Genomic DNA, 26,429 nt, shown 5'->3' with positions numbered 1-26,429 from the left:
GAAAGGATGATGGAGATGAAGAGACGGACGGTTCTGGGCGGCATGGCGGCCGCGGCTGCGGGCACTCTGGCCACGCCGCTGAGGGCGGCAGGCGATCCCTTGAAGGTGGGATTCGTCTATGTCGGGCCGATCGGTGACCTGGGCTGGACCCATGAGCATGATCAGGGTCGGCTCGCCGTCGAGGCCCATTACGGCGACAAGGTGGAGACCTTCTATCAGGAAAACGTGCCCGAGGGCGCCGATGCCGAGCGGGTGCTGACGCAGATGTGCCTTTCGGGCGCGGGGCTGATCTTCACCACTTCCTTCGGCTACATGGATGCGACGCTGAACGTGGCCAGGAAGTTTCCGAACGTGAAGTTCGAGCATGCCACGGGCTACAAGACCGCGCCCAATGTCGCCACCTACTCGGCGCGCTTCTACGAGGGCCGCGCGGTGATCGGCACCATCGCCGGCCGCATGACCAAGACGAACAAGGTGGGCTATATCGCCTCCTATCCCATCCCGGAGGTGATCCGGGGGATCAACTCGGCCTACATCCATGCGCGCAAGGTCAACCCGGATGTCGAGTTCGTGGTGGTCTGGGTCTACACCTGGTTCGACCCGGCCAAGGAAGGGGACGCGGCCCAGGCGCTGATCGATCAGGGCTGCGACGTGGTCATGCAGCACACCGACTCCACCGCGCCGCAGGCGGTGGCGAAGGAGGCGGGCAATGTGATGACCTTCGGGCAGGCCTCGGACATGTCGGCCTATGCCCCCTGGCCGCGGGTGACCTCGATCATCGACAACTGGGCGCCCTACTACATCCGCCGCGTGGGCGAGGTGATGGACGGCACCTGGCAACCGGCCCAGACCTGGGAAGGCATCGCCGAGGGCATGGTCAAGATCGGCCCGATGTCCGAGCGGCTGCCGGCCGAGGTGCGCGCCGAGGCCGAGGCGCTGATCGAGGCGATGCGGAAGAAGGAATATCACCCCTTCACGGGGCCCCTCAACAAGCAGGACGGCTCGCCCTGGCTCGCCGAGGGCGAGGTGGCCGACGATGGCACGCTTCTTGGCATGAACTTCTATGTCGAGGGGCTGAAGGGTTCGATCCCGAGCTGATTGCGACGCAGGTGGCCACGGCCGCGCGCCGTGGTCACCGCTTGGCGGCACCCGCCGGAATGGCGCGGCGGAACTCCGAGAGGAGCTCGGCGCGCGAGCGCCCGATGGCTGCCTCGAGAGGAAGGCCGCGGGCGAGGAAAACGGCGATGCCGCTCGCGAGCCTGCAACCGGTTCCGCGCAGGCTGCCGGCAAGTCGTGGCCCCTCGAAGAGTTGGGGCGGCCTGTCCGGCGCGGTATAGAGCGCGTCCGTGCAAACGGCCGCGGGCGCGCCATGCCCGCCCTTGACCAGCACCGCGCCGCAGCCCTGCGCAAGAAGCGCCCCGGTGCAGGCGTGCACCGGCGCATCCGGTGCCAGCCCCAGATGCCGGGCAAGACGGGAAAGCTCGGGCAGGTTTGGGGTGAGGAGGGCCGCGCGCGGCAGGAGCAGGGCAAGAAGCGCCTCCACGCCTTCCGCATCGATCAGGGCGTGACCGGAACTCGCCGCCAGCACCGGATCGATCACCAACGGCGCGTCGGGCAGGCTCCGGGCAACAGCTTCGACGATGGCGGCATTGGCCAGCATGCCGGACTTGACGGCGGCGACCGGACCCGCCGCGCTGATCTGCGCGGCGACATGGGCGGGCGGCAGATGATGCGCGGCGGCGACCGCTTCATCGGACTGCGCCGTGACCGATGTCACCGCCACCGCCGGTTCGGCACCAAGCCGCGCGGCAGTCGTGATGTCGCGCGCAAGCCCGGCCCCGCCGCTCGAGTCGGTGCCTCCGATGAAGAGAACGCGCGCGCTCACGGGCCTGCCCCGGCGGCGGCAATGGCCACGCGGTCATGGCCCGAGGCGATGAGCGCGCGCGCCGCGCGCCAGGCGCGCAGCCCGGTTGCGCAGAGAAACACGACGCGGCGGCCCCGGGGCGCTTCGGCCGTTGCGTCCTCGCCCCGCCGCAGGTCGATCACCACGTCTCCCGCTGCGATCTGGCCCGGCGCGACCACCTCCGGCAGCGGGCGGGTGGGCTCGGGCGCGCCCTCGAAGCGGAAGTGGGAGATCTGCCAGCTGGCAAGATCGGTGCTGACCATCAGACCGAGCGGCGAGGGTTCGTGACCGAGCAGCACCGCAAGCGCCATCTGCGCCTGCAGCGCGCCGAGAAGCGCCACCGCCGGCCCCATCACCCCCGCACTCGCGCAGCTCTGTGCGCCGGGGTCCGGGTCGGGGAAGACGGCGCGCAGGCTTGGCGCCACACCGCCGCAGAAGCCGCCTGCATAGCCCCGCCGCCCCTGCACCGAGGCGGTAATGAAGGGGGTGGCCGAGGCGTGGCAATGGTCGGAAAGCGCATAGCTCGCCGCCAGCATGTCGGCGGCGTCGATCACCGCATCCGCACCGGCAAGGCTCCGCGCCTCGAGGTCGGGCCAGAGCGGGCGCGCGGCTGCCTCGACGGCGATTTCGGGGTTGAGGGCGGCGAGGTGCCGCGCCGCGGCCTCGGCCTTGGGGCGACCGATGTCATCCATCCGGTAGAGCGTCTGGCGGTGGAGGTTGTGCTCCTCCACGCGGTCGGGGTCATAGAGGGTGATGCGCCCCACGCCTGCGCCTGCCAGAAGCGGCAGGAGCGTCGCGCCAAGCCCGCCCGCACCTGCCACCACTACATGCGACCGGGCAAGGCGGGCGTGACCGGCGGGCCCGACTTCGGGCAGGATTTCCTGGCGGCTGTAGCGGCTCATGGCGCCGCCTTTCGGGTGACGGAAAGCCATTCGCGGCAACGCGCCTCGGGGTCGGGCGCGGTGGCGATGTCGGTGACGACGGCGGCGCTGTCGGCCCCGGCATCAAGCACCAGGGGCGCGCGCTCGGGCGTGATGCCTCCGATCGCCACCAGCGGCAGCGCACCGATGCGGCGCTTCCACTCGCTCACGCGCCCAAGGCCCTGAGGCGCCCATTTCATCTGCTTCAGAAGCGTCGGCCAGACCGGCCCGAGCGCCACATAGGCGGGGTCCAGGGCAAGCGCGCGATCAAGCTCGGCCTCATCATGGGTGGAGAGCCCGAAGCGCACCCCCGCGCGCCGCAGGGCGGTGATGTCGGCGCTGTCCAGGTCCTCCTGCCCCAGATGCACCCAGCCGATGCCGAGATCGAGCGCAAGCTGCCAATGATCGTTCAGGATCAGCGTCGCGCCGTGGCACCCGCAGATGTCGCGCGCGCGCAGCGCCTCGGCCCGGAGTGCTTCGGGGGCAAGGCCCTTGGCGCGCAGTTGCACCGTGCGCACGCCCAAAGGCACAAGCCGTTCGATCAGCGCCGCATCGCCGCAGATGAGATAGAAACGGTCGAGCATCAGCCGAGCTCCGCCATACCGAAGACCGGGGTCGACGGCTGGGCCATGTCGCGGCGCGGCATCAGCCCGGCCTTGAACCCCAGCCGCCCGGCCTCGACCGCGCGGGCGAAGGCGCGCGCCATGGTGACAGGGTCGCCCGCCCGCGCCACGGCGGTGTTGAGAAGCACCGCGTCAAACCCCATCTCCATCGCGCGCGCGGCGTCCGACGGTGTGCCGATCCCGGCGTCGATCACGAGCGGCGTGTCGGGGAAATGCGCCCGCATCGCGCGCAACCCCTCGACATTGCGCAACCCCTGCCCCGAGCCGATCGGCGCGCCCCAGGGCATCAGCACCCGGCAACCCGCCTCGACCAGCTTCTCGCCCAGCACCAGATCCTCGGTGGTGTAGGGGAAAACCTCGAAGCCCTCGGCGCAGAGGATGCGCGCGGCCTCCACCAGCGCGAAGGGATCGGGCTGCAGAGTGTCGGCGTGACCGATCACCTCGAGCTTGATCCAGTTCGTGCCGAACAGCTCGCGCGCCATCTGCGCGGTGGTGACGGCCTCGCGGGCGCTGTGGCAGCCGGCGGTGTTGGGCAGGATGCGGCAGCCGGCCTCGGCGATGATCTCGCGAAACCGCGCGCCCTCCGCCCCCTCGCGGCGCAGGCTGACGGTGATGACCTGCGTGCCCGAGGCCGCGATCGCCGCCCGCAGCACGGCGGGCGAGGGGTATTGCGCGGTGCCCAGCATCAGCCGCGAGGTCAATTCGACGCCATAGAACATTTCAGCCCCCCTGCATGGGCGAGAGAACCTCGACCCTGTCGCCTTCGCTGAGCGGCGTTGCCCCGCGGCGCTCGCGCGGCACGAAGGCGCCGTTGAGCGCAGTGGCGACGGTTTCAGGCGTGAGCCCGCGCTCGGCGAGAAGCGCGGCGAGATCGGGGGCCTCGGTTTCGAGCGGTTGTCCGTTCAGTTCGATGCGCATGGGGCAAGCTCCTCGACCAGTTCGCCCGCAAGGGCCTCGGCCAGATGCGGCGCGCACAGAAAGCCGTGGCGATACATCCCATTGACGTGGATGCGCTCGCCCGCGCGCCGGATCGCGGGAATGTTGTCGGGAAAGGCGGGGCGCAGGCCCGCGCCGGTGGCGGTGACCTCGGCCTCGGCGAAGGCGGGGTGCACGGTCCATGCGGCGGACAGCAGCTCCATCACCGCCCGCGCGGTGACGGGGCCGGGGCGCGCGCTTTCCACCATGGTCGCGCCGATCATGTACTGCCCGTCCCCGCGCGGGACGATGTAGCAGGGAAAGCGCGGATGCAGGAGCCGCACGGTGCGCGAGAGCGTCACCTCCGGCGCGCGGAGCATCAACATCTCGCCGCGCACCGGGCGCAGGTCGGGCAGATGCGCCGCCGCCGCCCAGCCGGTGCAATCGACGATCCGCCCGCGCGCCGGTCCGGCATGGAAGCGCACCCCGCGCGCCGCCAGCTGCCTGCGCAGTGCGGCAAGCGCGGCGCAAGGGTCCATGTGCGCCTCGACCCGGAAGAAGAGGCCACGCGCGAATCGGCCCGCAAGGTCGGGCTCCAGCGCGCCGGGATCGACCCATTCATGGCCCCGCGTGAGCCGCGCAAAGCGGTCAAGCTCGGCCGCGTCGCGCGCGGGCGCGACGACCAGCGTGCCGCGCCGGTGCACCTTGGCGCCATGCGCTTCCCACCAGTCGGCGGCCGAGAGCCCCATTTGCACCACCTGAGCCGGCGCCGCCTCGCCCTCGCAGAAGGGCGCGAGCATCCCGCCGGCGAGCAGCGAGACTGGCGCGGGCGCCTCCTCGGACTCGATGACCTCCACCGCCAGCCCCCGCTCGGCCAGGGCGGTGGCGGCGCAGAGCCCCGCCACTCCCCCACCAAGGACCGAGATCATCACCCCTCCTCCGCCTCGGCGGGCACGTAGAGCGCGCCCTTCTCGCGGAATTTCCCGGCCATCTCCTGCATGCCCTTCTGGCGTTCGGCCTCGGCGCGGATGTCGTGGCTGATCTTCATCGAGCAGAACTTCGGCCCGCACATGGAGCAGAAATGCGCCAGCTTGTGCGCCTCGGCGGGCAGGGTCTCGTCATGCATGGCGCGGGCGGTGTCGGGGTCGAGCCCAAGGTTGAACTGATCTTCCCAGCGGAACTCGAAGCGCGCCCGGCTCAGCGCGTCGTCGCGTGCCCGCGCGCCGGGGTGGCCCTTGGCCAGATCGGCGGCATGGGCGGCCAGTTTGTAGGTGATGACGCCGGTCTTCACGTCATCGCGGTCGGGCAGGCCCAGATGCTCCTTCGGCGTGACGTAGCAGAGCATCGCGGTGCCGAACCAGCCGATCATCGCAGCACCGATGGCGCTGGTGATGTGGTCGTATCCCGGCGCGATGTCGGTGGTGAGCGGCCCCAGCGTGTAGAAGGGCGCCTCGTGGCAGTGCTTGAGCTGCTCCTCCATGTTCTCGCGGATCTTGTGCATGGGCACATGGCCGGGGCCCTCGATCATCACCTGGCAGTCCTTCTCCCTGGCGATCTTCGTCAGCTCCCCAAGCGTGCGCAGCTCGGCGAACTGCGCCTCGTCATTGGCGTCGGCAATCGAGCCGGGCCGCAGCCCGTCGCCGAGGCTGAAGCTCACGTCATAGGCGCGCGCGATGTCGCAGATCTCCTCGAAATGCTCGTAGAGGAAGGACTCGCGGTGATGGTGCAGACACCACTTGGCGATGATCGAGCCGCCCCGGCTGACGATGCCGGTTACCCGTTTGGCGGTCATCGGGATCATGTGCAGGCGCAGCCCGGCGTGGATGGTGAAGTAGTCCACCCCCTGTTCGGCCTGTTCGATCAGCGTATCGCGAAAGATCTCCCAGGTCAGATCCTCGGCCACGCCGCCCACCTTCTCGAGCGCCTGATAGATCGGCACCGTGCCAATGGGCACGGGGCTGTTGCGGATGATCCATTCGCGGATGTTGTGGATGTTCCGCCCCGTCGAGAGGTCCATCACCGTGTCCGCGCCCCAGCGGATGGCCCAGACCATCTTTTCCACCTCTTCCTCCATGCCCGAGGTGACGGCGGAATTGCCGATATTGGCGTTGACCTTCACCTTGAAGTTGCGGCCGATGATCATCGGCTCGAGCTCGGGGTGGTTGATGTTGGCGGGGATGATGGCGCGGCCGGCGGCGATTTCCTGGCGCACGAATTCCGGCGTCACGAGGTCGGGGATGTCGGCGCCGAAGGGCTCGCCATCGCGCGCATGGGCGGCGGTGCGGCGCTCGTTCTCGCGGATGGCGACATATTCCATCTCGGGCGTGATGATGCCGGCGCGGGCATAGGCCAGCTGCGTCACCGCGCGCCCTTCCCGCGCGCGCAGCGGGCGGTGACGCACGGGGAATTCCGGCGCAAGCCGCGCGCCCTTGGCAAAGCCGTTGTCGGCGGCGGTGACGGGGCGCGGGTCCCATTCCTCCACGTCGCCGCGCGCGCGCAGCCACGCACCGCGCCAACGCGGCAGGCCGCGGGCGATGTCGATCCGCGCCTCGGGGTCGGTATAGGGGCCGGAGCTGTCATACACGGTGAGCGGCGGCTCGCCGCTCAGCGCGATCTCGCGCATCGGCACCCGGATGTCGTGCAACTGCCCCGCGACATGGATCTTGCGCGAGGCCGGCAGCGGGCCGGTGGTGACGGTGGGGGTGGCGGTGTCCTTCATCTCGGTCTCCTCTTGCGACGAGACCCAGAAGACGACTTTTGCAGAAAGGGGACAGAGGCGGCCCGCATTGCTGTGCGCCTGCACGAATGGGCCGCTCCGGCCCGAAAGGACCGCCGCGTGATCGCTTGTGGCGGAAATCCTCCCGGTCTTCCTACGCCAGTATCAACTGGGTCAGGTTCAAAGGGTCGCTTCGCCGGGTTCCCTTCGGGAAACCCCGTCAGCCTCTCAGTCCCCTTGGCGGGACTCCCCTGACTGAGCCCGACCCTAACCGGCGGCGACGGCCTGTCAAGCCCATCGCCCGGTGGCCATGCAAGCCGTTTGCGCTAACCTGCCGTTTCATGGCATGGGGCGGCATCATTCGCGCGAGGCGGAGGGCGCATGCGCACCGACATTCTCACCATCACGCTCAACCCGGCGGTGGACTTTGCCACCACCGCACCGAGAATCATTCCCGACGTGAAGCTGCGCTGCTCGGAGCCGCATGTGGACCCAGGCGGCGGCGGCATCAACGTGGCCCGCGCCATCCGCATGCTTGGCGGGCAGGCGACGGCGCTCATCGCCATCGGCGGGGCGAACGGGGCGCGGCTGTTGCAGCTTCTGGCGCTCGAAGGTGTTCCGACCGTCGCCTTTCAGGGGCCCGGCGAGACGCGGATGAGCTTTTCGGTCACCGATGCCGCCAGCGGCGAGCAGTACCGATTCGTGATGCCCGGCCCCGCATGGCAGGAGGAGGATGTCGCGCGTGGCCTTGTCTCCATCGATCAGGCCACTGGCGACGGCACGCTGGTGGTGCTCTCCGGCTCGCAGCCGCCGGGGGTGGCCAAGGAGTTTCCCTCGATCCTTGCGGAGCACGTGCGCGGGCGCGGCGCGCGGCTGATCGTCGATACCTCCGGCCCGGCGCTCGTGCATCTTGCCGGCCAGCCGCATGAGACGGTGTTCTGCCTGCGCATGGATGACGCCGAGGCCGAGGCGCTTGCCGGCCGCAAGCTGCCCAGCCGCACCGACAGCGCGGATTTCGCCAGCGAGCTCGTCGCGCGCGGCGTGGCGAGAAACGTCATCGTGGCACGTGGCGCCGATGGCTCGGTGCTCGCCAACGCCGAAGGGCGCTGGCATGCGGTCGCGCCGCGCGTGCCGGTCGTCTCGAAGGTGGGCGCGGGCGACAGCTTCGTTGGCGCCTTCGCGCTTTGGTTCGCGCGCGGCGAACCGGTGGCGGAAGCGCTGAAGGCGGGCGTGGCCGCGGCGGCGGCGGCGGTCGCCTCGGAGGCCACGCGGCTGTGCGACCGAAAGCTTACCGAGACCTTGCTCGCCCAGTGCGAACTCACGCAGCTCTGAGCGCGGCTCAGAGCGGCTCGCCGGGGTCGCGCCAGCGGTTGACGATGGGGTAACGGCGGTCGAGCCAGAAGGCGCGGCTGGTCAGGCGCGCACCGGGCGCGGCCTGGAAGCGCTTGTACTCGGAGATGTAGATGAGCCGCTCCACCTTGCGCACCGTCGCCTCGTCAAACCCGTCGGCCACAAGTTCGGCCACCGAGGCCTCGCGATCCACGAGCCCCTCGAGGATCGCATCAAGCACGGGATAGGGCGGAAGGCTGTCCTCGTCCCTCTGATCGGGACGCAGTTCGGCCGAGGGCGGTTTGTCGATGACCCTCTGAGGGATGACCTCGCCGGCCGGCCCTTTCATCCACGGCCGATGCGTCTCGTTGCGCCAGCGGCAGGTTTCAAAGACGCGGGTCTTGTAGAGATCCTTCAGCGGATTGTAGCCGCCGCACATGTCGCCGTAGATCGTGGCATAGCCCACCGCCACCTCCGACTTGTTGCCGGTGGTCAGGAGCATCTCGCCGAACTTGTTCGAAAGCGCCATCAGAAGAAGCCCGCGCAGGCGCGACTGGATGTTCTCCTCGGTCACGTCCGGCTCGAGCCCCTCGAAGAAGGGGGCGAGCGCCTCGGTCACCGCCGCGCGCGGCCCCGAGATGGGCAGGGTGTCGAGACGGCAGCCCAGCGCCTTGGCCACGGCGGCGGCATCCTCCAGCGAGCTTTGCGACGTGTACTCGGAGGGCAGCATCACGCAGCGCACGTTTTCGGGGCCGAGTGCATCGACGGCGATGGTCGCGGTCAGCGCGCTGTCCACGCCCCCCGAGAGCCCCAGCAGCACCTTGGAGAAGCCGGTCTTGCGCAGGTAGTCGCGCAGGGCCTCGACCATCACGCGATAGTCCTGCTCCCACTCGTCGGGAAAGCGCGCGCGCTCGCCTGGCAGCGCCACCCAGCCTTCTTCGCGGCGCTCGAAGTCCACATGGGTCACGGCCTCTTCGAACAGCGGCATCTGCACCGCGAGCGCGCCGCGGCGGTTCAAGACGAAGCTGCCGCCGTCGAAGACCTGGTCGTCCTGCCCCCCGACCATGTTGAGATAGACGAGCGGCAGGCCGGTCTCGACATTGCGGGCAACCATGTGCGCCATGCGCCTGTCGAACTTGCCGCGGTAATAGGGCGAACCGTTCGGCACGAGCAGGATTTCCGCCCCGGTCTCGGCCAGCGCCTCGGGCACTTCCGCGTGCCAGGCATCCTCGCAAATCGGCGTGCCGATGCGGATGGGGCCGATGCGGTAGGGCCCCGAAATCGGGCCGGGGTCGAACAGGCGCACCTCGTCGAAGACGCCCTCGTTGGGCAGGCGGTGCTTGAGCACACGGGCGCGCACCGTGCCCCCGTCCAGAACGTGCCAGGCATTGTAGAGCCGCCCTTGCGCGGCAAACGGCCCGCCGATGCCGATGGCCGGACCATCGGCGCAGTCCGCCGCCAGCGCCTCGATGGCGCGCATGGCGTGCGCGGTGAAGGCGGGCTTCATCACCAGATCCTGCGTCTGGTAGCCGGTGACGAACATCTCGGGAAAGGCGACCATGTCCGCGCCGGCCTCTCTTGCCTCGGCCCATACCTCTCGCGCGCGGCACGCATTCTCGTCGATCGCGCCCACGGTCGGGTTGAGCTGGGCCAGGGTGATGCGGAACGTTTCTGCCATCTCGCGCCTTTCCTCGTCGCTGCCGCCTTGTCTTACCAGATCGCGCGCGGGGGGAAAGCAGCCGCAGGCCGAGGACGTTGCCAGATGCGGGCTGCTGGCCTAGTTTGACGAAAGCGAGTTGGGGGCTTTCGGGCAGTATGATGAAGATGCGGGATCGAAAGACGTGGGCCGGGATGAGCGTGCGCGCCTTCACTGCGGCGATGGTGGCCTCCTTGGTGATCGGCATGGCGCCCGGAGGGCTTCTTGCCCAGTCCGGCACCGAGGAAGGCGTCAAGCAGTTCGATGACGGGGGTGTCTACGAGGGCACCTTCAAGGACGGCAAGATGCACGGCTTCGGCACCTACACCTTGCCGAACGGCTATCAGTACACCGGCGAATGGGTCGAGGGCGAGATCAAGGGCCAGGGCACGGCGCGCTTTCCCAACGGCTCGGTCTACGAGGGCCGCTTCGAGAAGGGCAAGCCGCACGGCTACGGCAAGATCACCTTTGCCGACGGCGGCACCTATGAGGGTGACTGGGTCGAGGGCAAGATCACCGGCGAGGGCGTGGCCGTCTATGCCAATGGCGTGCGCTATGAGGGCGGTTTTCTCAACGCCATGCATCACGGCAAGGGCCGGATGGAAAGCCCCTCGGGCTATGTCTACGAGGGTGACTGGGTCAATGGCGTCAAGCAGGGCAAGGGGCGCATCACCTACCCTGACGGCGCCGTCTATGAGGGCGATCTCGTTGCCGGGCTGCGCGAAGGCTTCGGCACGCTGACCCTGCCCGACGGCACCGTCTACTCGGGGGAATGGAAGGGCGGCGAGATCAACGGGCGTGGCACGCTCACCCAGCCCAACGGCGATGTCTACGAGGGCGAGTTCGTCAATGGCCGCCGGCAGGGGCGCGGGAAGGTCATCTACGCCAATGGCGACACCTATGAAGGCGAGTTCCTGAACGACAAGCGTCACGGCCGCGGCGTCTTCACCGCCACCGACGGCTATGTCTATGACGGCGAATGGGTTGACGGGCACATCGAGGGCGTGGGCCGCGTGACCTACCCCGACGGTTCGGTCTACGAGGGCGAGTTCCGCAACGATCTGGCCGATGGAACGGGCAAGATCACCTATCCCGACGGCTCCTCCTACGAGGGCGCGTGGCGCGCCGGCGTGATCGAGGGCACGGGCGTGGCGCGCTATGCCAACGGGCTCGTCTACGAGGGCGAGTTCCTCGGCGGGCGCATCCACGGCAAGGGCAAGATGACCTACCCCGACGGCTACGTCTACGAGGGCGACTGGGTGGATGGCAAACGCCACGGCACCGGCCGCGCCGTCTATCCCGACGGCACCGTCTACGAGGGCGAATTCCGCGACGGCCAGCGCCACGGTCAGGGCACCATCACCATGCCCGACGGGTTCACCTACACTGGCGAATGGAAGAACGGCGAGATCAGCGGCCGCGGCGTGGCCCGCTATCCCGACGGCTCGGTCTATGAAGGCGAATTCGTCAACGGCAAGCGGCAGGGGCAGGGCACCATCCGCTATGCCGGCGGCGAGGAGGCCTCGGGCATGTGGGAAAACGGCGCGCTGGTGGAGCCGGCGGGGGCGGATGCCGGCGCAGGAACCGTGAGCGAATAGAAGGTTGCTCTTGCGCGGGATGGAACGCCGCCGATAGTGTCGGCGAATGGTGCCTCGCATCTACCACATTCCCGTCTGCCCCTTTTCCCAGCGCGTGGAGATCCTGCTTGCGCTCAAAGGCATTTCCGATGCCATCCGCTTCGAGGTCGTCGACATCACCCGGCCGCGCGACGCCAATCTTCTGGCACTCTCGCGCGGCACGACCGCGCTGCCGATCATGGATCTCGGCAACGGAAGGGTGATCAAGGAAAGCCTCGTGATCCTGCAATACGTCGAGGAAGCCTTCGACGCCCGGCCAGTGGCCCGGCGCGACCCGTGGGAACGCTCGGTGGAACGCTTCCTGATCTCGCGCGAGGGGCCTTTCACCATGTCGGGCTACCTGTTCGTGATGAACCGCGACCGCGCCCGCACCGACGCCTTGCGCGAGGCGCACCTGGCGCACTGGCGCTGGCTCAACGCCGAGCTCGGGCACTTCAATCCCGGCGGTACTTTCCTGTTCGACGACTTCGGCCTCGTCGAGGCAGTCTATACGCCGATGTTCATGCGTTTTTGGTTTCTGGACTACTACGAGGGCTTCGACCTGCCCGAGGGGGAGGACTACGACCGCGCCCGGCGCTGGCGCGACGCATGCCTCGCGCATCCCGCCGTGCAACAGGTGAGCCGCGAGGAAATCATCAAGCTCTACTATGACTATGCCGTGGGTGTGGGCAACGGAGCCCTGCCCGAAGGGCGGCAGAAGTCGAGCTTTGCCTTTTCACCCCACTGGCGCGAGCGCCCTTGGCCGCCGCGTGACAAGTACGACCGCATCGCCGACGACGCCGAACTCGGCCTGATGGCCTGAGAGGCGATTCCGCGGTTGCCTCGCGCGCCGTTCGGCCTATGATGCGCGCCATGATGGGCTGCGTTCATATCCCGGTTCCGTGCGCCGCGCGCGCGCCGCATCCGCTTGCCCCGACCCTGCTTCTCCTTAGCCGCCTCTGAGCGTGCCCTTCGGCGCGAACGCTCAGAGGTATCCGCCCGCGCCGGCAGACACACTGGCCTAAGGAACTCGAACGGATCACGACCATGACCGATACCGCCACCACCACCGAGCAGGACCGCGTCCTGATCTTCGACACGACGCTGCGCGACGGCGAGCAGAGCCCCGGCGCCACCATGACCCATGAGGAGAAGCTGGAGATCGCCGAGCTTCTCGACGAGATGGGCGTGGACATCATCGAGGCAGGCTTCCCCATCGCCTCGGAAGGTGATTTTCTCGCGGTCTCCGAGATCGCCAAGCGCACGAAGAACGCGGTCGTCTGCGGGCTCGCGCGCGCCAATTTCAAGGACATCGACCGCTGCTGGGAAGCGGTGCGCCACGCGCGCCAGCCGCGCATTCACACCTTCATCGGCACCTCGCCCCAGCACCGCGCCATCCCCAACCTGACCAAGGAGGAGATGATCGAGCGCATCCACGACACGGTGACGCACGCGCGCAATCTGTGCGACAACGTGCAGTGGTCGCCGATGGATGCCACCCGCACCGAGTGGGACTACCTCAAGCGCGTGGTCGAGGTGGCCATCAAGGCGGGTGCAACCACCATCAACATTCCCGACACGGTCGGCTACACCGTGCCCTTCGAATCGGCCCGCCTCATCCGCCGGCTGATCGAAGAGGTGCCGGGGGCCGATGAGGTGATCTTCTCCACCCACTGCCACAATGACCTCGGGATGGCCACGGCCAATGCGCTGGCTGCCGTGGAAGGCGGCGCGCGGCAGATCGAGTGCACCATCAACGGGCTCGGCGAGCGCGCCGGCAACACCGCGCTCGAGGAGGTGGTGATGGCAATGCGGGTGCGCAACGACATCCTGCCCTACCGCACCCGGATCGACACCACCAAGATCATGAACATCTCGCGCCGCGTCTCGGCCGTGTCGGGCTTTCCGGTGCAATACAACAAGGCGATCGTCGGCAAGAACGCCTTCGCCCACGAGTCCGGCATCCATCAGGACGGGATGCTGAAGAGCGCCGACACCTTCGAGATCATGCGGCCCGAGGATGTGGGGCTGAAATCCACCAGCCTCGTGATGGGCAAGCACTCGGGCCGGGCGGCACTGCGCGCCAAGCTCAAGGAACTCGGCTTCGAGGTCGCCGACAACCAGCTCAACGACATCTTCGTGCGTTTCAAGGCGCTTGCAGACCGCAAGAAGGAGGTGTTCGACGACGACCTGATCGCGCTCGTGCAGGATCAGGCCGCCGATCACGCCACCGATCATCTGCAGCTGAAGTTCCTGCGGGTGATCTGCGGCACCGAGGCGCCGCAATCGGCCGACATGATCCTGAGCGTGGACGGCAAGGACCATCAGGTGACCGCCACGGGCGACGGGCCGGTGGATGCCGCCTTCAACGCGGTGAAGAAGATCTACCCGCACGACGCCCGGCTCGAACTCTATCAGGTGCATGCCGTCACCGAGGGAACGGATGCGCAGGCCACCGTCTCGGTGCGGATGGAGGAGGAGGGGCGCATCGCCACCGGGCAGGCCTCCGACACCGACACGGTGGTGGCCTCGGCCAAGGCCTATATCATGGCGCTCAACCGCCTGATCATGCGCCGCCAGAAGCTGGGCAGCGACCGCAAGGAAATCTCCTACAAGGACGCGGGCTGAGCGCCCGCAGCCGCCGCGGGACCGCGGCGGAAATGTGCCGGTGCGCCGGGTCGGGGCCTTTCCCTCGGCCCGGCGACTACCTATAACCCGCAGCGACGGACGGGGGCGCCGGGCGGCCGTTGGGCCGGGCCGGTATCGGCCCCTTCGGGCAATGGGACATCACACGACATGCTTTCTCTCGCCGGCCTGTTCTCTTCCGACATGGCGATCGACCTCGGCACCGCCAATACGCTCGTCTACGTCAAGGGCCGCGGGATCATCCTCAACGAGCCCTCGGTGGTTGCCTACCACGTCAAGGACGGGCGCAAGCAGGTGCTCGCGGTGGGTGAGGACGCCAAGCTGATGCTGGGGCGCACGCCCGGCTCGATCGAGGCGATCCGGCCGATGCGCGAGGGCGTGATCGCCGACTTCGACACCGCGGAGGAGATGATCAAGCACTTCATCCGCAAGGTGCACAAGCGCACGACCTTCTCCAAGCCGAAGATCATCGTCTGCGTGCCCCATGGCGCGACGCCGGTGGAAAAGCGGGCGATTCGCCAGTCGGTGCTGTCGGCGGGCGCGCGGCGCGCGGGGCTCATCGCCGAGCCGATCGCCGCGGCCATCGGCGCGGGCATGCCGATCACCGACCCGACTGGCTCGATGGTCGTGGACATTGGCGGCGGCACCACCGAGGTGGCGGTTCTCAGCCTTGGCGACATCGTCTATGCGCGCTCGATCCGGGTGGGCGGCGACCGCATGGACGAGGCGATCATCAGCTACCTGCGACGTCAGCAGAACCTGCTCATCGGCGAGTCCACCGCCGAGCGGATCAAGACCTCCATCGGCACCGCGCGCATGCCCGACGACGGGCGCGGCGCAAGCATGCAGATCCGCGGGCGCGATCTCCTGAACGGGGTGCCGAAGGAAATCGAGATCAACCAGGCGCAGGTGGCCGAGGCGCTGGCCGAGCCGGTGCAGCAGATCTGCGAGGCGGTGATGACCGCGCTCGAGGCCACGCCGCCCGATCTTGCCGCCGACATCGTCGACCGCGGCGTGATGCTCACCGGCGGCGGCGCGCTTCTGGGGGATCTCGATCTGGCGCTCAGGGAGCAGACCGGGCTTGCGATTTCGGTGGCAGACGAGCCGTTGAATTGTGTGGCGCTCGGAACCGGCAAGGCCCTAGAATACGAAAAACAGCTCCGCCACGTGATAGACTACGAGAGCTGAGACCCGAGACCGTGCCCGGAAGCCGGGCGCGGTTTGCGGGCGGGGGACGGATCGACCGAAGCCTGGGCGAGGGGCGACCGTGGCAAGAGACCGGGGCAATGGCGAGACGTACGTCCGCCCGATCAGGCGCATTCTGATCGGAACGCTGGTGGTGTTCCTTCTGGCGTTGTTCCTGCTCTGGCGCATCGACAGCCCGCGGGTCGAGCGCCTTCGGGCGCAGATCATCGACCGGGTGCTGCCCTCCTTCGACTGGGCGCTGATTCCCGTGGCGCGAATGGCCGACATGATCTCGGAGTTCCAGAGCTATGCCCGGATCTACGAGCAGAACCAGGAACTCAGGCGCGAGCTGCAGCAGATGAAGGCCTGGAAGGAGGCCGCGCTGCAGCTCGAACAGAAGAACGCCAAGCTTCTCGATCTCAACAAGGTGCGCCTTGACCCCAAGCTCACCTGGGTGACGGGAGTGGTGCTGGCCGACGCCGGTTCGCCCTTCCGCCAGTCGGTGCTGATCAATGTCGGGCACCGTGACGGCATCGTCGATGGCTGGGCCACCACCGACGGGCTCGGGCTCGTGGGCCGCATCTCGGGGGTGGGCGAGCGGACCTCGCGCGTGCTGCTGCTGACGGATTCCAACTCCCGCGTTCCGGTGACGATCCAGCCCTCGGGCCAGACCGGGCTTCTTTCGGGCGACAACTCCAACCTGCCGCCGATCGAGTTCATCGAGAAGCCAGAACTTGTCCGCCCGGGCGACAGGGTGGTGACCTCGGGCGACGGGGGGGTATTCCCCGCCGGCATTCTCGTGGGTCAGGTGGTGCAGGATCCTGAAGGGCGCTTTCGCGTGCGCCTCGCCGCCGACTACGAGCGACTCGATTTTCTGCGCGTGCTGCGCTCGTACCCGGTCGAGAGAATCGAGGATCCCGGCGCGCTTGTCGTTCCCGACGAAGCACCGCCCGTCTTGAGTCCCGCCGGGCAGGCTGGCGCGGAGGTGGGCGATGGTTGATCCCAAGGCCTTGCGGCGCTGGACGAACCGTGCGCTCTATGTGGCGTTGTGCGCGCTTCTCATCTTTCTTGACATCCTCCCGATCAGCGTCGAGGCCGGGCGCTATCCCGGCCCTGATGTGATGCTTGCCCTGACCTTCGCCATCGTCATGCGCCGCCCGCGCCATCTGCCCGCTCCGCTCATCGCGGCGGTGTTTCTGGCAACCGACCTTCTCTACATGCGGCCACCGGGACTGTGGACGGCCATGGTCGTGCTCGGCACCGAATACCTGCGCGTCCACCAGTCCGTGAACGAGGAAACCCCCTTCGTCACCGAATGGCTCACCGTGGCAGGCACGCTTCTGGCCATGCTTCTCGCCTACCGCACTGTCCTTTGGCTGACCATGGTGCCGCAGCCCCCGCTTACGATGGCCGCAGCCGGCGCGGCGGCAACGCTTCTGGCCTATCCGCTCACGGTGCTTGTCGTGCGCCAGGTTCTGCGCATACGGCGCGCCGCGCCCGGCGAGGTTGATCCGCTGGAGGGCCGGGTATGAAGCGCACACCCCGCGATCAGGCCGAGAGCGAGCGCCGGATCACCCGGCGCGGGCTGATCCTGGCCGGCGCCCAGCTCGGAGTCGTCGGGATCCTCGTTGCGCGCATGCGCCACCTGCAGCTTGAACAGTCGAGCGAATTCCGCCTGCTCGCCGAGGAAAACCGCATCAACGTCCGCCTGCTGCCGCCACCTAGGGGGCGCATCTTCGACCGCAATGGCGAGGTGCTGGCCGACAACGAACAGCTCTACCGCATCGTCATCGTGCGCGAGGACGCGGGCGATGTGGATGAGGTGCTTGCGCGGCTGGCGCGGCTCCTGCCGCTCGAGACGGAAGACATCGAGCGGGTGCGCGCCGAGATCTACCGCCGCAGCCCCTTCGTCCCCGTCACCGTGGCCGAGCGGCTGCACTGGGAAGACGTCGCAGAGGTGGCCGTGAACACCCCTGCCCTGCCCGGCGTCAACCCGGAGGTGGGGCTGTCGCGCGTCTATCCGCTGGGCGAGGACTTTGCCCATGTGGTGGGCTATGTGGGGCCGGTCAGCGACTATGACCTGTCGCGCATCGAGAATCCTGATCCGCTCTTGCAGATCCCGCGCTACCAGATCGGCAAGACGGGGGTCGAGGCCAAGCTCGAGGACGCCCTGCGGGGGCGGGCCGGCACGCGGCGCATCGAGGTCAACGCCGTCGGCCGCGTCATGCGCGAGCTTGACCGGCAGCCCGGTCAGCCGGGGGCGGATGTGGAGCTGACCATCGACGCGGGGCTGCAGAACTTCGTGCAGGCGCGGCTGGGCCGCGAAAGCGCGTCGGCCGTGGTACTCGACACCGAAACCGGCGATATCCTTGCCCTTGCCTCCTCGCCGTCCTTCGATCCGAACAAGTTCGTCCGCGGCATCTCGGTGGCGGACTACCGCGCACTCACCGACACGCCGCTCAGGCCGCTGGCCAACAAGGCCGTTCAGGGCACCTACCCGCCGGGTTCCACCTTCAAGATGGTGGTGGCGCTGGCCGCGCTCGAGGAGGGCGTGATCAAGCCTGAAGAAACCGTGTGGTGCCCCGGCTACAAGGAGCTGGGGCGCCGGCGCTTCCATTGCTGGAAGCGGGGCGGGCACGGGCATGTGAACCTGATCGACAGCCTCGAGCAATCCTGCGACGTCTATTACTACGAGGTCGCCGAGAAGGTCGGCATCGAGAAGATCGCCGCCATGGCGCGACGACTGGGGCTTGGCGCGCAGTTCAACCTGCCGCTGTCGGCCGTGGCGCGCGGGCTCACCCCGGACAAGGACTGGAAGCGGCGCAACCGCGGCGCCGACTGGCTGATCGGCGACACGCTCAACGCGGGGATCGGTCAGGGTTATGTGCTCGCCTCGCCCCTGCAGCTTGCCGTGATGACGGCGCGGCTGGCGAGCGGACGCGCGCTTGAGCCGCGCCTCGTGCGCCGGCTCGGAGAAGCCGAGCAGCCCCCTGCCCCGGCCCGGGATCTGGGAATCGATCCGGGCCACCTTCGTCTCGTCCGGCGCGGCATGCTCGCCGTCACCAACAACCGCCGCGGCACGGCCTGGAGCTCGCGAGTCGAGCTTGCCGAGATGAAGATTGCCGGCAAGACCGGCACAAGCCAGGTGCGCAACATCTCCGCCGCCGAACGCGAGAGCGGCGTGCTCGACAATGACGAGGTTCCCTGGGAGCAGCGCGACCACGCGCTCTTCGTGGCCTTCGCCCCCTATGACGCACCGCGCCTCGCCTGCTCGGTGGTGGTCGAGCATGGCGGCGGCGGTTCGACGGCTGCAGCCCCCATCGCCCGTGACATCATGCTGGCCGCGCTCAGCGGCGGGATGCCGCCGCTCGAGGCCTATCCCGCCGCCCAGCGCCGCGAGATCGGGGACCGGCTGCGGGCGCTCAACCTGCGCCAGTATCGCAACGGCGAGGACGGCCGGGGCAGGAGTCGGGCATGAGCTATCTCGAATACACCGTCCAGCGCATTCCGACCGGGCCGCGCAAGATCCTCTACATGAACTGGCCGCTGGTGCTGCTCACCCTCGCGGTCGCGGCGGTGGGCTTCGTGATGCTCTACTCGGTGTCGGGGGGGGCATTCTCGACCTGGGCCGAGCCGCAGATGAAGCGCTTTGCGCTCGGTCTCGGGGTGATGTTCGGGGTCGCCATGGTGCCGATCTGGTTCTGGCGCAACGTCGCCGGCCTCGCCTTTGCGCTGAGCCTTGTCCTCCTCCTGTTCGTGGAGTTCTTCGGCGTCACCGGCATGGGCGCCCAGCGCTGGATCGCTCTCGGCCCGATCCGGCTTCAGCCCTCGGAGCTGACCAAGATCACCCTCGTCATGGTGCTGGCCGCCTATTACGACTGGCTCGACGTGCGCAAGGTGTCACATCCGCTGTGGGTTGCGGTGCCGCTCGTGCTCATCCTCATACCCACGGCGCTGGTGCTCAAGCAGCCGGACCTTGGCACCGCGCTGCTGCTTCTGGCCGGCGGGGCGGTCGTGATGTTCCTCGCCGGGGTTCACTGGGCCTATTTCGCCGCCGTCGCCGGGGCTGCGGGCGGGCTTGTCGGCGCCGTCTTTGCCAGCCGCGGCACCTCATGGCAGCTTCTGAAGGACTATCAGTACCGCCGCATCGACACCTTTCTCGACCCCTCCAGCGACCCGCTCGGCGCCGGCTATCACATCACCCAGGCCAAGATCGCGCTGGGCTCGGGCGGCTGGGCGGGGCGCGGCTACATGCAGGGCACGCAGACGCGTCTGAACTTCCTGCCCGAAAAGCACACCGACTTCATCTTCACCACGCTCGCCGAGGAGTTCGGTTTCGTCGGCAGCTTCTCGCTGCTGCTGCTCTACGTCCTCATTGTCGGCTTCTGCATCCACTCGGCGCTGACCAACCGCGACCGTTTCGGCGCGCTGCTGACGCTGGGGATAGCCGCGACCTTCTTCCTTTACTTCGCGGTCAACATGTCGATGGTGATGGGGCTCGCGCCGGTGGTCGGCGTGCCCTTGCCGCTGGTCAGCTACGGCGGCTCGGCGATGATGGTTCTCATGGGCGCCTTCGGGCTCGTTCAGAGCGCCCATGTGCACAGGCCAAGGAGCCGCGGATGAGACCGTTGCGTGTTCTGTTCTCGGCACCGACGGAACGCTGGGCGGAGTGGGAGACGCCCTTGCGCGAGGCGTTCCAGGCGCAAGGCTTGCAGGTGGAGCTGGCAACCGCCTTCGATGACCCGGCGTCGGTCGACTACATCGTTGCCGCCCCCAACGGCCCGGTGCGGGACTTCTCGCCTTACAGCCGGGCACGGGCGGTTCTGAGCACCTGGGCCGGGGTGGAGAGCTTCCTTGCCAACCCCACCCTCACCCAGCCGCTGACGCGGATGGTTGATCCGGGCCTTGTGGAAGGCATGGTCGAATATGTCGTCGGCCACGTGCTGCGCCACCACCTCGGCATGGATGCGCATATCGTGAACCCGGAGCACCGCTGGGAGCCGACGCCGCCGCCCCTCGCACGCGACCGGCGCGTTGCGGTGCTCGGCCTTGGCGCGCTTGGCGGCGCGGCCGCCGAGGCGCTGGCGCGGCTCAACTTCGCCGTGAGCGGCTGGAGCCGCAGCCCCAGGGACATGCCGGGTGTCATCTGCCATCATGGCGAGGCAGGGCTGAGGGCGGTGCTCGCGCAGGCGGAAATCGTGGTGCTTCTCCTGCCGCTGACCCCGCACACCGACGGGCTCATGAACGCCGAACGGCTCGGTTGGCTGCCGCGCGGCGCCGTGCTCATCAACCCCGGCCGGGGGGCGCTCATCGACGACGAGGCGCTGCTCGCGGCGCTCGATTCGGGACATCTCGCCCATGCCACGCTCGATGTCTTCCGCACCGAGCCCCTCCCTGCGGGGCATCCGTTCTGGACCCATCCCAGGGTGACGGTGACGCCGCACATCGCGTCGGAGACGCGCCCCTCAAGCGCGGCGCGGATGATTGCCGAGAACATCGCCCGCGCCGAGAAGGGCGAGCCGCTCCTGCATCTGGTCGATCGCGAACGCGGCTATTGAGGCGGCATTCCCCGCGCCTTCAGCGCAGCTTCGGCGGACTTCCCGGATCGGTACCGGGCGCGGCAGGCGTCAATACGGTTTCGGTCGGCGCCTCGGGAATGTCGAAGCGCAGGGCCACGCGCGAAAGACGCTCGATCGCCGGGCTGCCCGGCTCAAGGAAGGTGACATCGAGCGCGCCCGCGTCGATGCCCGAGAGCGAGAGCGCCTCGCCACAGGCCCGCGCCAGTGCCTCTTGGGCACCGGGCAGCGCGCCCTCGAAGGCGAGGAGCTGGGCTGGCGCCCCACTCTCGTAGCGCACCTCGGCCAGCCATGCGGCCTGCGCCAGACCCGCCGCCGCCGCGAGCTTCTCGGCGAGCGCCTCGAGAAGCGCTTCGGGAACACCCGCGGGTGGGCGGGCTTCAACGATCCGCCCTTGGCTGCGGCGCGGCTCGGGCGGGAGCGCGGCCGCAAGCCAAGCCACGGCCTCGGGCGGCAGCACGGTTTCGGACGCGCGCACGCCGAGATTGAGCCCAAGCCCTGCCCCCTGCCCGGCCAGAAGCCGGGCAAGCGTGCGACCCGAAAGTGCCACATGGGGCACCGGGCGGGCGGCGAAGTCGGCCAGCCGCTCCTCGGTGTCGAAGGCAAGCACATGGGGCGCGCCCTCCACCTCGAACACCTCGGGCTCGATCTCCTCGCCGCGCGGCTCCTCCCGCAGCATCAGGAAGAGCTCCGCATCGGCAAGGCGGCGGTAGAAGGCGAGCCGGGCGGCCTCGTTCTCGGGCGCGGCGGCCATGGCGGCGTGGGCGCGGTCGAGCGGGGTGGGCGCGGTCATGTGGCCAGAGCCTCCTTCACGCGCCGGCGCAGCTCGGGGATGAGCTCCTCGGCAAACCAGGGGTTGCGGTTGAGCCAGGCCGTGTTGCGCCAGGACGGGTGCGGCAAGGGCAGGACATCAGGCGCGCAGGCACGCCAGTTTGCCACGGTGCGCGTGACGCCGGCCCGTGCGGCCTCCCGTCCGAGGTGCCAGCGCTGGGCATGGCCGCCGATGAGCAGCGTCAGACGCGGGCGCGGCAATGCCTCCATCACGCGCTGGCGCCATTTTCGCGCGCAATCGGGCGGCGGGGGCAGATCGGCACCGCGCCCGTCATAGCCTGGAAAGCAGAAGGCCATCGGCACGATGGCGATGCGGGAGATGTCATAGAAGGTGGCCTCATCCACCCCCATCCATTCGCGCAGCCGGTCGCCGGAAGGGTCGCGGAAGGGCACGCCCGCCTCATGCACGCGCATTCCCGGCGCCTGACCGACAATGAGAATGCGCGCCGTCGCGCCGAACCACACCACCGGCCGCGGCTCATGGGCCGTCGCCGTGGCGGCAAAGCGCGCGGCGCAGTGGCGGCAGCGCCTGATCTCGGCCTTAAGCGTGTCAAGCCATTCGGCGGCGGTGGCAGGTTGCATGAAGCCCGTGTAGCCGATCGCCGGAAAAGTGCAAATCGACCCGCGCCGCCGCACCCGCTGCCGCGCTTGCCGGTCTGTGGCGATTCCACTATCCGAAGCGGCGATCAGCAACAGGGAATTCGCATGTACAAGGTCTGGAACTTCCTCTCCGAGTATTCGCTTCTGCTGATCGGAGGGGCACTCGTCGCGCTGGTGTGGGCCAACCTGGACCCGCACGGATACCATGATTTCGTCGAGTACGTGCTGATCGACGACTTCATCATCGGCCATGCCCATTACGACGAAGCCGGAGAAGTGCACAGGACGCTGACCCTCCACTACCTCGTCAACGACGTGGGGATGGCCTTCTTCTTCTTCATCGCCGGCAAGGAGGTGTGGGAAGCCATCATCCTCGAGAACGGCTCGCTGCGCGGCCGGAAGGCCGCGACGCCGCTGATCGCCACGATTGGCGGCATGGCGGGCCCGGTCGCCGTCTATCTCGGCCTTGCCGCCTTCCTCGGCTCGGATGTCTACGATGCAGTTGCGCGCGGCTGGGCCATACCGACGGCCACCGACATCGCGTTCTCCTATCTCGTGGGACGGATGGTCTTCGGCGCCGGTCACCCTGCAGTGCGCTTCCTGCTGCTGCTTGCCATCGCCGATGACGCCGCGGGGCTCATCATTCTGGCCGTCTTCTACCCTTCCGGCGAACTCGCGCCACAGTGGCTTCTGCTTTCGGCGGGAGCGGCCCTGGCCGCCTTCGTCCTCTTCAACTGGCTGCCGCGCCGGCTCGACCGCGGCAATCAGGCCCGCCCCAACTCCACATGGGTGCGAAAGCGGCTGTCATTCTGGCCCTATGCGATTGCCGGCGCGCTGAGCTGGTACGGCTTTCAGGAGGCGGGGCTGCACCCGGCCCTCGGCCTGCTGCCGGTCATTCCGGCGATTCCGCACGCCGACCGGGCATTCGGCATCTTTGCGGACGCGGAAAGGTTCCTTCACGATCTGCTCAACGACATCGAGCACATGCTCAAGCAGCCCGTGGAGGTGATTCTGTTCTTCTTCGGGCTGGCCAACGCCGGCGTCGAGTTCGCCGCCATCGGTACGCCGACCTGGCTGGTCCTGGCCGGGCTGCTCGTCGGCAAACCCGTGGGCATCTTCCTGTTCGGCTGGCTCGCCTCCGGGCCGCTGAAGCTCGGCCTGCCGGTCGGCATGCGCATGGCGGATCTGTTTGTGCTTGGCTGCGTGGCCGCCATCGGCTTCACGGTCGCCCTGTTCGTGGCCTCGGTCGCGTTCGAGGCCGGCCCGGTGCAGGACGCGGCCAAGATGGGCGCATTGTTCAGCTTCGGGGCGGCTGCCATGTCGGTCATCGCCGGCATTCTCTTCCGGGTGCAGAAGCAGCACGGCTGAACCGCCGCGAGGAATGCCACTCGAAAGGGGCCGCGCGGCAAGTGTGCGGCCCCTGTCACTTCACGGACACCGTTGCGTCAACTGTTGAGTTCCGAAAAACAGTCTGGACATAATCTTGACCAAAATCCGCGCTATCTGACCGCGATGGCACGAGCGGCGGCAAGCCGCGGCAGAAGAGGCCACACGTCAGGCAGGCAGGACAGGGCGGCGGAACGGTGTTTGCGGAGCGACTGCTCGAATTCGAGAACGTGTCGAAGTCCTTCTGGACCGGCAAGCGTCGCAAGGTCATCCTTGACCGCGCCTCCTTTGTCGTGGAACGCGGCAATTCGCTCGGGATTCTCGCGCCGAACGGCACCGGCAAGACCACGCTCGTCAACATGATGGCCGGCCTGGAGAAGCCCGATGAAGGCAGGATCCGCCGCTATGGCCGCGTCTCCTTTCCGCTCGGGTTCATGGGCGGGCTGGTGCCGCGGCACACCGGCCGGGAAAATGTGCGCTACATCGCCCGGCTCTACGGGCTCGACCCCGATTACGTGGAGGCCTTCTGCCGCTGGGTATGCGGGCTTGAGGAATATTTCGACATGCCGATCGGAACCTATTCCTCGGGCATGCGCTCGCGGCTGAACTTCGCGCTGCTTCTGGTGCTCGATTTCGACCTTTACCTGATCGATGAGGGCATGCCCTCATCCACGGACGTGGAATTCAACCGCAAGGCTGGCGACATCCTGCGCGAGCGGCTTCGCGACCGCACGGTTGTGGTCGTCTCGCATCAGCCGAAGACACTTGAAAAGCTCTGCCGCTCGGCCGCTGTCCTTCGCGACGGGCAGCTCTACATGTTCGATACGCTCGAGGAAGCGAGGGCCCTCTATGACTACCAAGCCCAAGGCTAGGAAATTCCGCATCCGCAGAAGCGGTCCGGCCGCCGAGGCACCTGCCGCCGACGCGCAGCCGCGCCCCGAAGCCGGGCAGCGCGCCTCGGGTGAGAATCCGCTCGACACCGAAGTCGAGGACGGGCTGGGCAGCCGCGCCTATCCCACCGCGCGGGCCGGAGCCGAGGTGTCATCGGCCGCCGAAGTGAGGGCCGAGGCCGAAATCGACGCCATCCGCCGCGAAGGGCTCACCGGCCGCCAGCTTCGCATGGCGCGGCGCGTGGCCCAGAGGCATGGGCTCTCGCCCACGTCCGATTTCGATGCCGTGCGCTTGCTGCGCCAGCGGGGAATCGACCCCTTCGAGCGCGCCAACATGCTTGAGCTCGTGGTCCCCAACCGCGGCGGCGGCGAGGAGACCGAGCCGAAGCTCCCGCAAACGGTGAAGGCAGCGCCTGTCCCCTCGACCCAGGTTCTCGCCGAAGATCAGCGTGCGGCCCAGATCATGCGCATGCAGCGCGACATCGTCCGCCGCCGCCGGCGCAAGATGGCGCAGCTCGTGGTCCGGCTGTTCTTTTTCGTGGTGCTGCCGACAATCATCACGAGCTATTACTACTTCGCGATCGCCACACCGATGTACGAGACGAACACCGAGTTCGTCATCCAGAAGGCGGACGCCCCTTCCACCTCTCAGCTCGGCGGGCTGTTTTCGGGAACCGGCTTCGCCACATCGCAGGACTCGATCACCGTTCAGGGCTATCTGCAGTCGCGCGATGCGATGCTGCGCCTCGACGCGGACTTGGGCTTTCGCAAGCACTTCAGCGCCCCCACGATCGACCCGCTTCAAAGGCTGGATCCCAACGCCTCCATGGAGGACGCCTACAAGCTTTATCGGCGGGTGGTGAAGGTCGGCTACGATCCGACGGAAGGCGTGGTAAAGATGCGTGTGATCGCGCCCGACCCCCAACTGAGCGTCGCCTTCTCGAGAAAGCTGATCGAATATGCCGAAGAGCAGGTCGATCAGCTCACCCATCGCCTGCGTGAAGATCAGATGAAGGGCGCGCGCGAAGCCTTCGAGGAGGCGGAAGCCAGGCTCATCGAGGCCCAGCGCCGGGTGCAGGAGCTGCAGGAGCGGCTGGGCGTTTTCGACCCCGCCGCCGAAAGCGGCGCGCTGCTCGGACAGATCACCACCTTCGAAACTCAACTGCTCCAGAAACGGCTGGAACTGCAGCAGCTCCTCGACAACCCCCGCCCCAACAGGGCGCGCGTGGAGGGCGTGAGGGGCGATATTGAACGCCTCGAGGCGCTCATCGCCGAGTTGCGCGCACAGATGACCCAGAGCGGCACCAACTCCGCCTCGCTCGCGCAGATCACCGGGCAGCTCCGGCTGGCCGAGACCGAGCTGCAGACACGGCAGTTGATGATGACCCAGGCGCTGCAGCAGCTCGAGGCAGCGCGAATCGAGGCCAATCGCCAGACCCGCTTCCTGTCGATGGGCGTGAGCCCGGTGGCCCCCGATGAGGCGACCTATCCGCGCGCCTTCGAGAATTCCGTGCTGGCGCTCGTCATCTTCTCGGGCATCTACCTGATGATCTCGCTCACCGCCTCGGTGTTGCGCGAGCAGGTTTCGGGATGAGCG

General features: G+C 68.2%; 24 protein-coding genes and 1 riboswitch. Of the genes, 14 read left to right on the top strand and 10 right to left on the bottom strand.

What is annotated here, in order from left to right:
• The first annotated feature begins 15 nt into the window (after positions 1-15).
• Entirely contained in the window at positions 16-1,098 is a 1,083-nt protein-coding gene (locus BLQ14_RS10375) for a BMP family ABC transporter substrate-binding protein (RefSeq protein WP_092500610.1), read from the top strand.
• A gap of 34 nt (positions 1,099-1,132) precedes the next feature.
• Here the strand turns inward: BLQ14_RS10375 and BLQ14_RS10370 are convergent, their stop codons facing one another.
• The 7 genes from BLQ14_RS10370 to thiC are packed head-to-tail and all read right to left on the bottom strand — an operon-like array spanning position 1,133 to position 7,080.
• Positions 1,133-1,885 (bottom strand): bifunctional hydroxymethylpyrimidine kinase/phosphomethylpyrimidine kinase, encoded by a 753-nt coding sequence (locus tag BLQ14_RS10370; RefSeq protein WP_092500486.1) that lies wholly within the window; start codon positions 1,883-1,885, stop codon positions 1,133-1,135.
• A complete protein-coding gene (locus tag BLQ14_RS10365; RefSeq protein WP_092500485.1) occupies positions 1,882-2,805 on the bottom strand; it encodes a HesA/MoeB/ThiF family protein in 924 nt (307 codons plus the stop codon). Before BLQ14_RS10365 ends, BLQ14_RS10370 begins: the two co-directional genes overlap by 4 nt.
• On the bottom strand, positions 2,802-3,407 hold the full coding sequence (locus BLQ14_RS10360) for a thiamine phosphate synthase (protein WP_092500484.1): 606 nt from the start codon (positions 3,405-3,407) through the stop codon (positions 2,802-2,804). Before BLQ14_RS10360 ends, BLQ14_RS10365 begins: the two co-directional genes overlap by 4 nt.
• A complete protein-coding gene (locus BLQ14_RS10355) occupies positions 3,407-4,165 on the bottom strand; it encodes a thiazole synthase (RefSeq protein WP_092500483.1) in 759 nt (252 codons plus the stop codon). The genes BLQ14_RS10360 and BLQ14_RS10355 overlap by 1 nt, the downstream gene beginning before the upstream one ends.
• A gap of 1 nt (position 4,166) precedes the next feature.
• Positions 4,167-4,364: a sulfur carrier protein ThiS gene (gene thiS / locus BLQ14_RS10350; protein WP_092500482.1), complete on the bottom strand. Its 198-nt coding sequence runs from the start codon at positions 4,362-4,364 to the stop codon at positions 4,167-4,169.
• Entirely contained in the window at positions 4,349-5,290 is a 942-nt protein-coding gene (locus tag BLQ14_RS10345) for an FAD-dependent oxidoreductase (RefSeq protein ID WP_092500481.1), read from the bottom strand. The genes thiS and BLQ14_RS10345 overlap by 16 nt, the downstream gene beginning before the upstream one ends.
• The gene (thiC, locus tag BLQ14_RS10340) at positions 5,290-7,080 is read right to left on the bottom strand and encodes a phosphomethylpyrimidine synthase ThiC (RefSeq protein ID WP_092500480.1); all 1,791 of its coding nucleotides are present in this window, start codon (positions 7,078-7,080) and stop codon (positions 5,290-5,292) included. The genes BLQ14_RS10345 and thiC overlap by 1 nt, the downstream gene beginning before the upstream one ends.
• Before the next feature lie 131 nt (positions 7,081-7,211).
• Positions 7,212-7,340: riboswitch (TPP riboswitch) on the bottom strand.
• Between the two features lie 118 nt (positions 7,341-7,458).
• On the opposite strand from thiC, the gene BLQ14_RS10335 reads away from it, so the two are divergent.
• Positions 7,459-8,409 (top strand): 1-phosphofructokinase family hexose kinase, encoded by a 951-nt coding sequence (locus BLQ14_RS10335; RefSeq protein ID WP_092500479.1) that lies wholly within the window; start codon positions 7,459-7,461, stop codon positions 8,407-8,409.
• 7 nt (positions 8,410-8,416) lie between these two features.
• On the opposite strand, the gene BLQ14_RS10330 is transcribed toward BLQ14_RS10335, so the two are convergent.
• Positions 8,417-10,084, bottom strand: coding sequence for an NAD+ synthase (locus BLQ14_RS10330; RefSeq protein WP_092500478.1), 1,668 nt, complete (start codon positions 10,082-10,084; stop codon positions 8,417-8,419).
• Between the two features lie 173 nt (positions 10,085-10,257).
• On the opposite strand from BLQ14_RS10330, the gene BLQ14_RS10325 reads away from it, so the two are divergent.
• The 9 genes from BLQ14_RS10325 (at position 10,258) to BLQ14_RS10285 (ending at position 21,107) form a co-directional block, all read left to right on the top strand.
• Entirely contained in the window at positions 10,258-11,700 is a 1,443-nt protein-coding gene (locus BLQ14_RS10325; RefSeq protein WP_425412098.1) for an MORN repeat-containing protein, read from the top strand.
• Between the two features lie 46 nt (positions 11,701-11,746).
• Entirely contained in the window at positions 11,747-12,541 is a 795-nt protein-coding gene (locus tag BLQ14_RS10320) for a glutathione S-transferase family protein (protein ID WP_092500477.1), read from the top strand.
• A gap of 224 nt (positions 12,542-12,765) precedes the next feature.
• On the top strand, positions 12,766-14,346 hold the full coding sequence (locus BLQ14_RS10315; protein ID WP_092500476.1) for a 2-isopropylmalate synthase: 1,581 nt from the start codon (positions 12,766-12,768) through the stop codon (positions 14,344-14,346).
• 168 nt (positions 14,347-14,514) lie between these two features.
• On the top strand, positions 14,515-15,552 hold the full coding sequence (locus BLQ14_RS10310) for a rod shape-determining protein (protein ID WP_092500475.1): 1,038 nt from the start codon (positions 14,515-14,517) through the stop codon (positions 15,550-15,552).
• A gap of 79 nt (positions 15,553-15,631) precedes the next feature.
• Positions 15,632-16,549: a rod shape-determining protein MreC gene (mreC, locus tag BLQ14_RS10305; protein ID WP_092500474.1), complete on the top strand. Its 918-nt coding sequence runs from the start codon at positions 15,632-15,634 to the stop codon at positions 16,547-16,549.
• Positions 16,542-17,081 (top strand): hypothetical protein, encoded by a 540-nt coding sequence (locus BLQ14_RS10300; RefSeq protein ID WP_092500473.1) that lies wholly within the window; start codon positions 16,542-16,544, stop codon positions 17,079-17,081. Before mreC ends, BLQ14_RS10300 begins: the two co-directional genes overlap by 8 nt.
• Positions 17,078-19,027: a penicillin-binding protein 2 gene (gene mrdA, locus BLQ14_RS10295; protein ID WP_092500472.1), complete on the top strand. Its 1,950-nt coding sequence runs from the start codon at positions 17,078-17,080 to the stop codon at positions 19,025-19,027. Before BLQ14_RS10300 ends, mrdA begins: the two co-directional genes overlap by 4 nt.
• Positions 19,024-20,172: a rod shape-determining protein RodA gene (gene rodA / locus BLQ14_RS10290; RefSeq protein WP_092500471.1), complete on the top strand. Its 1,149-nt coding sequence runs from the start codon at positions 19,024-19,026 to the stop codon at positions 20,170-20,172. Before mrdA ends, rodA begins: the two co-directional genes overlap by 4 nt.
• Positions 20,169-21,107: a 2-hydroxyacid dehydrogenase gene (locus tag BLQ14_RS10285; RefSeq protein WP_092500470.1), complete on the top strand. Its 939-nt coding sequence runs from the start codon at positions 20,169-20,171 to the stop codon at positions 21,105-21,107. Before rodA ends, BLQ14_RS10285 begins: the two co-directional genes overlap by 4 nt.
• A 19-nt stretch (positions 21,108-21,126) precedes the next feature.
• Here the strand turns inward: BLQ14_RS10285 and BLQ14_RS10280 are convergent, their stop codons facing one another.
• Together BLQ14_RS10280 and BLQ14_RS10275 are read right to left on the bottom strand one after the other, a co-directional pair.
• Positions 21,127-21,918 (bottom strand): SseB family protein, encoded by a 792-nt coding sequence (locus BLQ14_RS10280; RefSeq protein WP_092500469.1) that lies wholly within the window; start codon positions 21,916-21,918, stop codon positions 21,127-21,129.
• A complete protein-coding gene (locus BLQ14_RS10275; RefSeq protein ID WP_092500608.1) occupies positions 21,915-22,538 on the bottom strand; it encodes a uracil-DNA glycosylase family protein in 624 nt (207 codons plus the stop codon). Before BLQ14_RS10275 ends, BLQ14_RS10280 begins: the two co-directional genes overlap by 4 nt.
• A gap of 123 nt (positions 22,539-22,661) precedes the next feature.
• On the opposite strand from BLQ14_RS10275, the gene BLQ14_RS10270 reads away from it, so the two are divergent.
• The 3 genes from BLQ14_RS10270 to BLQ14_RS10260 all read left to right on the top strand — a co-directional run bounded on the left by BLQ14_RS10270 (position 22,662) and on the right by BLQ14_RS10260 (position 26,426).
• Positions 22,662-23,924: a Na+/H+ antiporter NhaA gene (locus BLQ14_RS10270; protein WP_092500468.1), complete on the top strand. Its 1,263-nt coding sequence runs from the start codon at positions 22,662-22,664 to the stop codon at positions 23,922-23,924.
• Positions 23,925-24,154: 230 nt separating this feature from the next.
• Complete coding sequence (locus tag BLQ14_RS10265) at positions 24,155-24,814, top strand: ABC transporter ATP-binding protein (RefSeq protein WP_092500607.1); 660 nt, start codon at positions 24,155-24,157, stop codon at positions 24,812-24,814.
• Complete coding sequence (locus BLQ14_RS10260) at positions 24,792-26,426, top strand: KpsE/RkpR family capsule polysaccharide export protein (RefSeq protein WP_092500467.1); 1,635 nt, start codon at positions 24,792-24,794, stop codon at positions 26,424-26,426. Before BLQ14_RS10265 ends, BLQ14_RS10260 begins: the two co-directional genes overlap by 23 nt.
• Positions 26,427-26,429: the final 3 nt, after the last annotated feature.

It is taken from the genome of Meinhardsimonia xiamenensis (genome assembly GCF_900102905.1).
GTDB lineage: Bacteria > Pseudomonadota > Alphaproteobacteria > Rhodobacterales > Rhodobacteraceae > Meinhardsimonia > Meinhardsimonia xiamenensis.
The sequence above is the reverse complement of the archived record's forward strand: the minus strand, read 5'-3'. Positions and strand labels throughout refer to the sequence as shown.

What these genes read in the sequence shown, in the direction of transcription:
- BLQ14_RS10375 (WP_092500610.1), top strand. Translation starts at nt 16, where the DNA reads ATGAAGAGACGGACGGTTCTGGGCGGCATGGCGGCCGCGGCTGCGGGC.
- BLQ14_RS10365 (WP_092500485.1), bottom strand. Translation starts at nt 2,805, where the DNA reads ATGAGCCGCTACAGCCGCCAGGAAATCCTGCCCGAAGTCGGGCCCGCC.
- BLQ14_RS10360 (WP_092500484.1), bottom strand. Translation starts at nt 3,407, where the DNA reads ATGCTCGACCGTTTCTATCTCATCTGCGGCGATGCGGCGCTGATCGAA.
- BLQ14_RS10355 (WP_092500483.1), bottom strand. Translation starts at nt 4,165, where the DNA reads ATGTTCTATGGCGTCGAATTGACCTCGCGGCTGATGCTGGGCACCGCG.
- thiS (WP_092500482.1), bottom strand. Translation starts at nt 4,364, where the DNA reads ATGCGCATCGAACTGAACGGACAACCGCTCGAAACCGAGGCCCCCGAT.
- BLQ14_RS10345 (WP_092500481.1), bottom strand. Translation starts at nt 5,290, where the DNA reads ATGATCTCGGTCCTTGGTGGGGGAGTGGCGGGGCTCTGCGCCGCCACC.
- thiC (WP_092500480.1), bottom strand. Translation starts at nt 7,080, where the DNA reads ATGAAGGACACCGCCACCCCCACCGTCACCACCGGCCCGCTGCCGGCC.
- BLQ14_RS10335 (WP_092500479.1), top strand. Translation starts at nt 7,459, where the DNA reads ATGCGCACCGACATTCTCACCATCACGCTCAACCCGGCGGTGGACTTT.
- BLQ14_RS10330 (WP_092500478.1), bottom strand. Translation starts at nt 10,084, where the DNA reads ATGGCAGAAACGTTCCGCATCACCCTGGCCCAGCTCAACCCGACCGTG.
- BLQ14_RS10325 (WP_425412098.1), top strand. Translation starts at nt 10,258, where the DNA reads ATGAGCGTGCGCGCCTTCACTGCGGCGATGGTGGCCTCCTTGGTGATC.
- BLQ14_RS10320 (WP_092500477.1), top strand. Translation starts at nt 11,747, where the DNA reads ATGGTGCCTCGCATCTACCACATTCCCGTCTGCCCCTTTTCCCAGCGC.
- BLQ14_RS10315 (WP_092500476.1), top strand. Translation starts at nt 12,766, where the DNA reads ATGACCGATACCGCCACCACCACCGAGCAGGACCGCGTCCTGATCTTC.
- BLQ14_RS10310 (WP_092500475.1), top strand. Translation starts at nt 14,515, where the DNA reads ATGCTTTCTCTCGCCGGCCTGTTCTCTTCCGACATGGCGATCGACCTC.
- BLQ14_RS10300 (WP_092500473.1), top strand. Translation starts at nt 16,542, where the DNA reads ATGGTTGATCCCAAGGCCTTGCGGCGCTGGACGAACCGTGCGCTCTAT.
- mrdA (WP_092500472.1), top strand. Translation starts at nt 17,078, where the DNA reads ATGAAGCGCACACCCCGCGATCAGGCCGAGAGCGAGCGCCGGATCACC.
- rodA (WP_092500471.1), top strand. Translation starts at nt 19,024, where the DNA reads ATGAGCTATCTCGAATACACCGTCCAGCGCATTCCGACCGGGCCGCGC.
- BLQ14_RS10285 (WP_092500470.1), top strand. Translation starts at nt 20,169, where the DNA reads ATGAGACCGTTGCGTGTTCTGTTCTCGGCACCGACGGAACGCTGGGCG.
- BLQ14_RS10280 (WP_092500469.1), bottom strand. Translation starts at nt 21,918, where the DNA reads ATGACCGCGCCCACCCCGCTCGACCGCGCCCACGCCGCCATGGCCGCC.
- BLQ14_RS10275 (WP_092500608.1), bottom strand. Translation starts at nt 22,538, where the DNA reads ATGCAACCTGCCACCGCCGCCGAATGGCTTGACACGCTTAAGGCCGAG.
- BLQ14_RS10270 (WP_092500468.1), top strand. Translation starts at nt 22,662, where the DNA reads ATGTACAAGGTCTGGAACTTCCTCTCCGAGTATTCGCTTCTGCTGATC.
- BLQ14_RS10260 (WP_092500467.1), top strand. Translation starts at nt 24,792, where the DNA reads ATGACTACCAAGCCCAAGGCTAGGAAATTCCGCATCCGCAGAAGCGGT.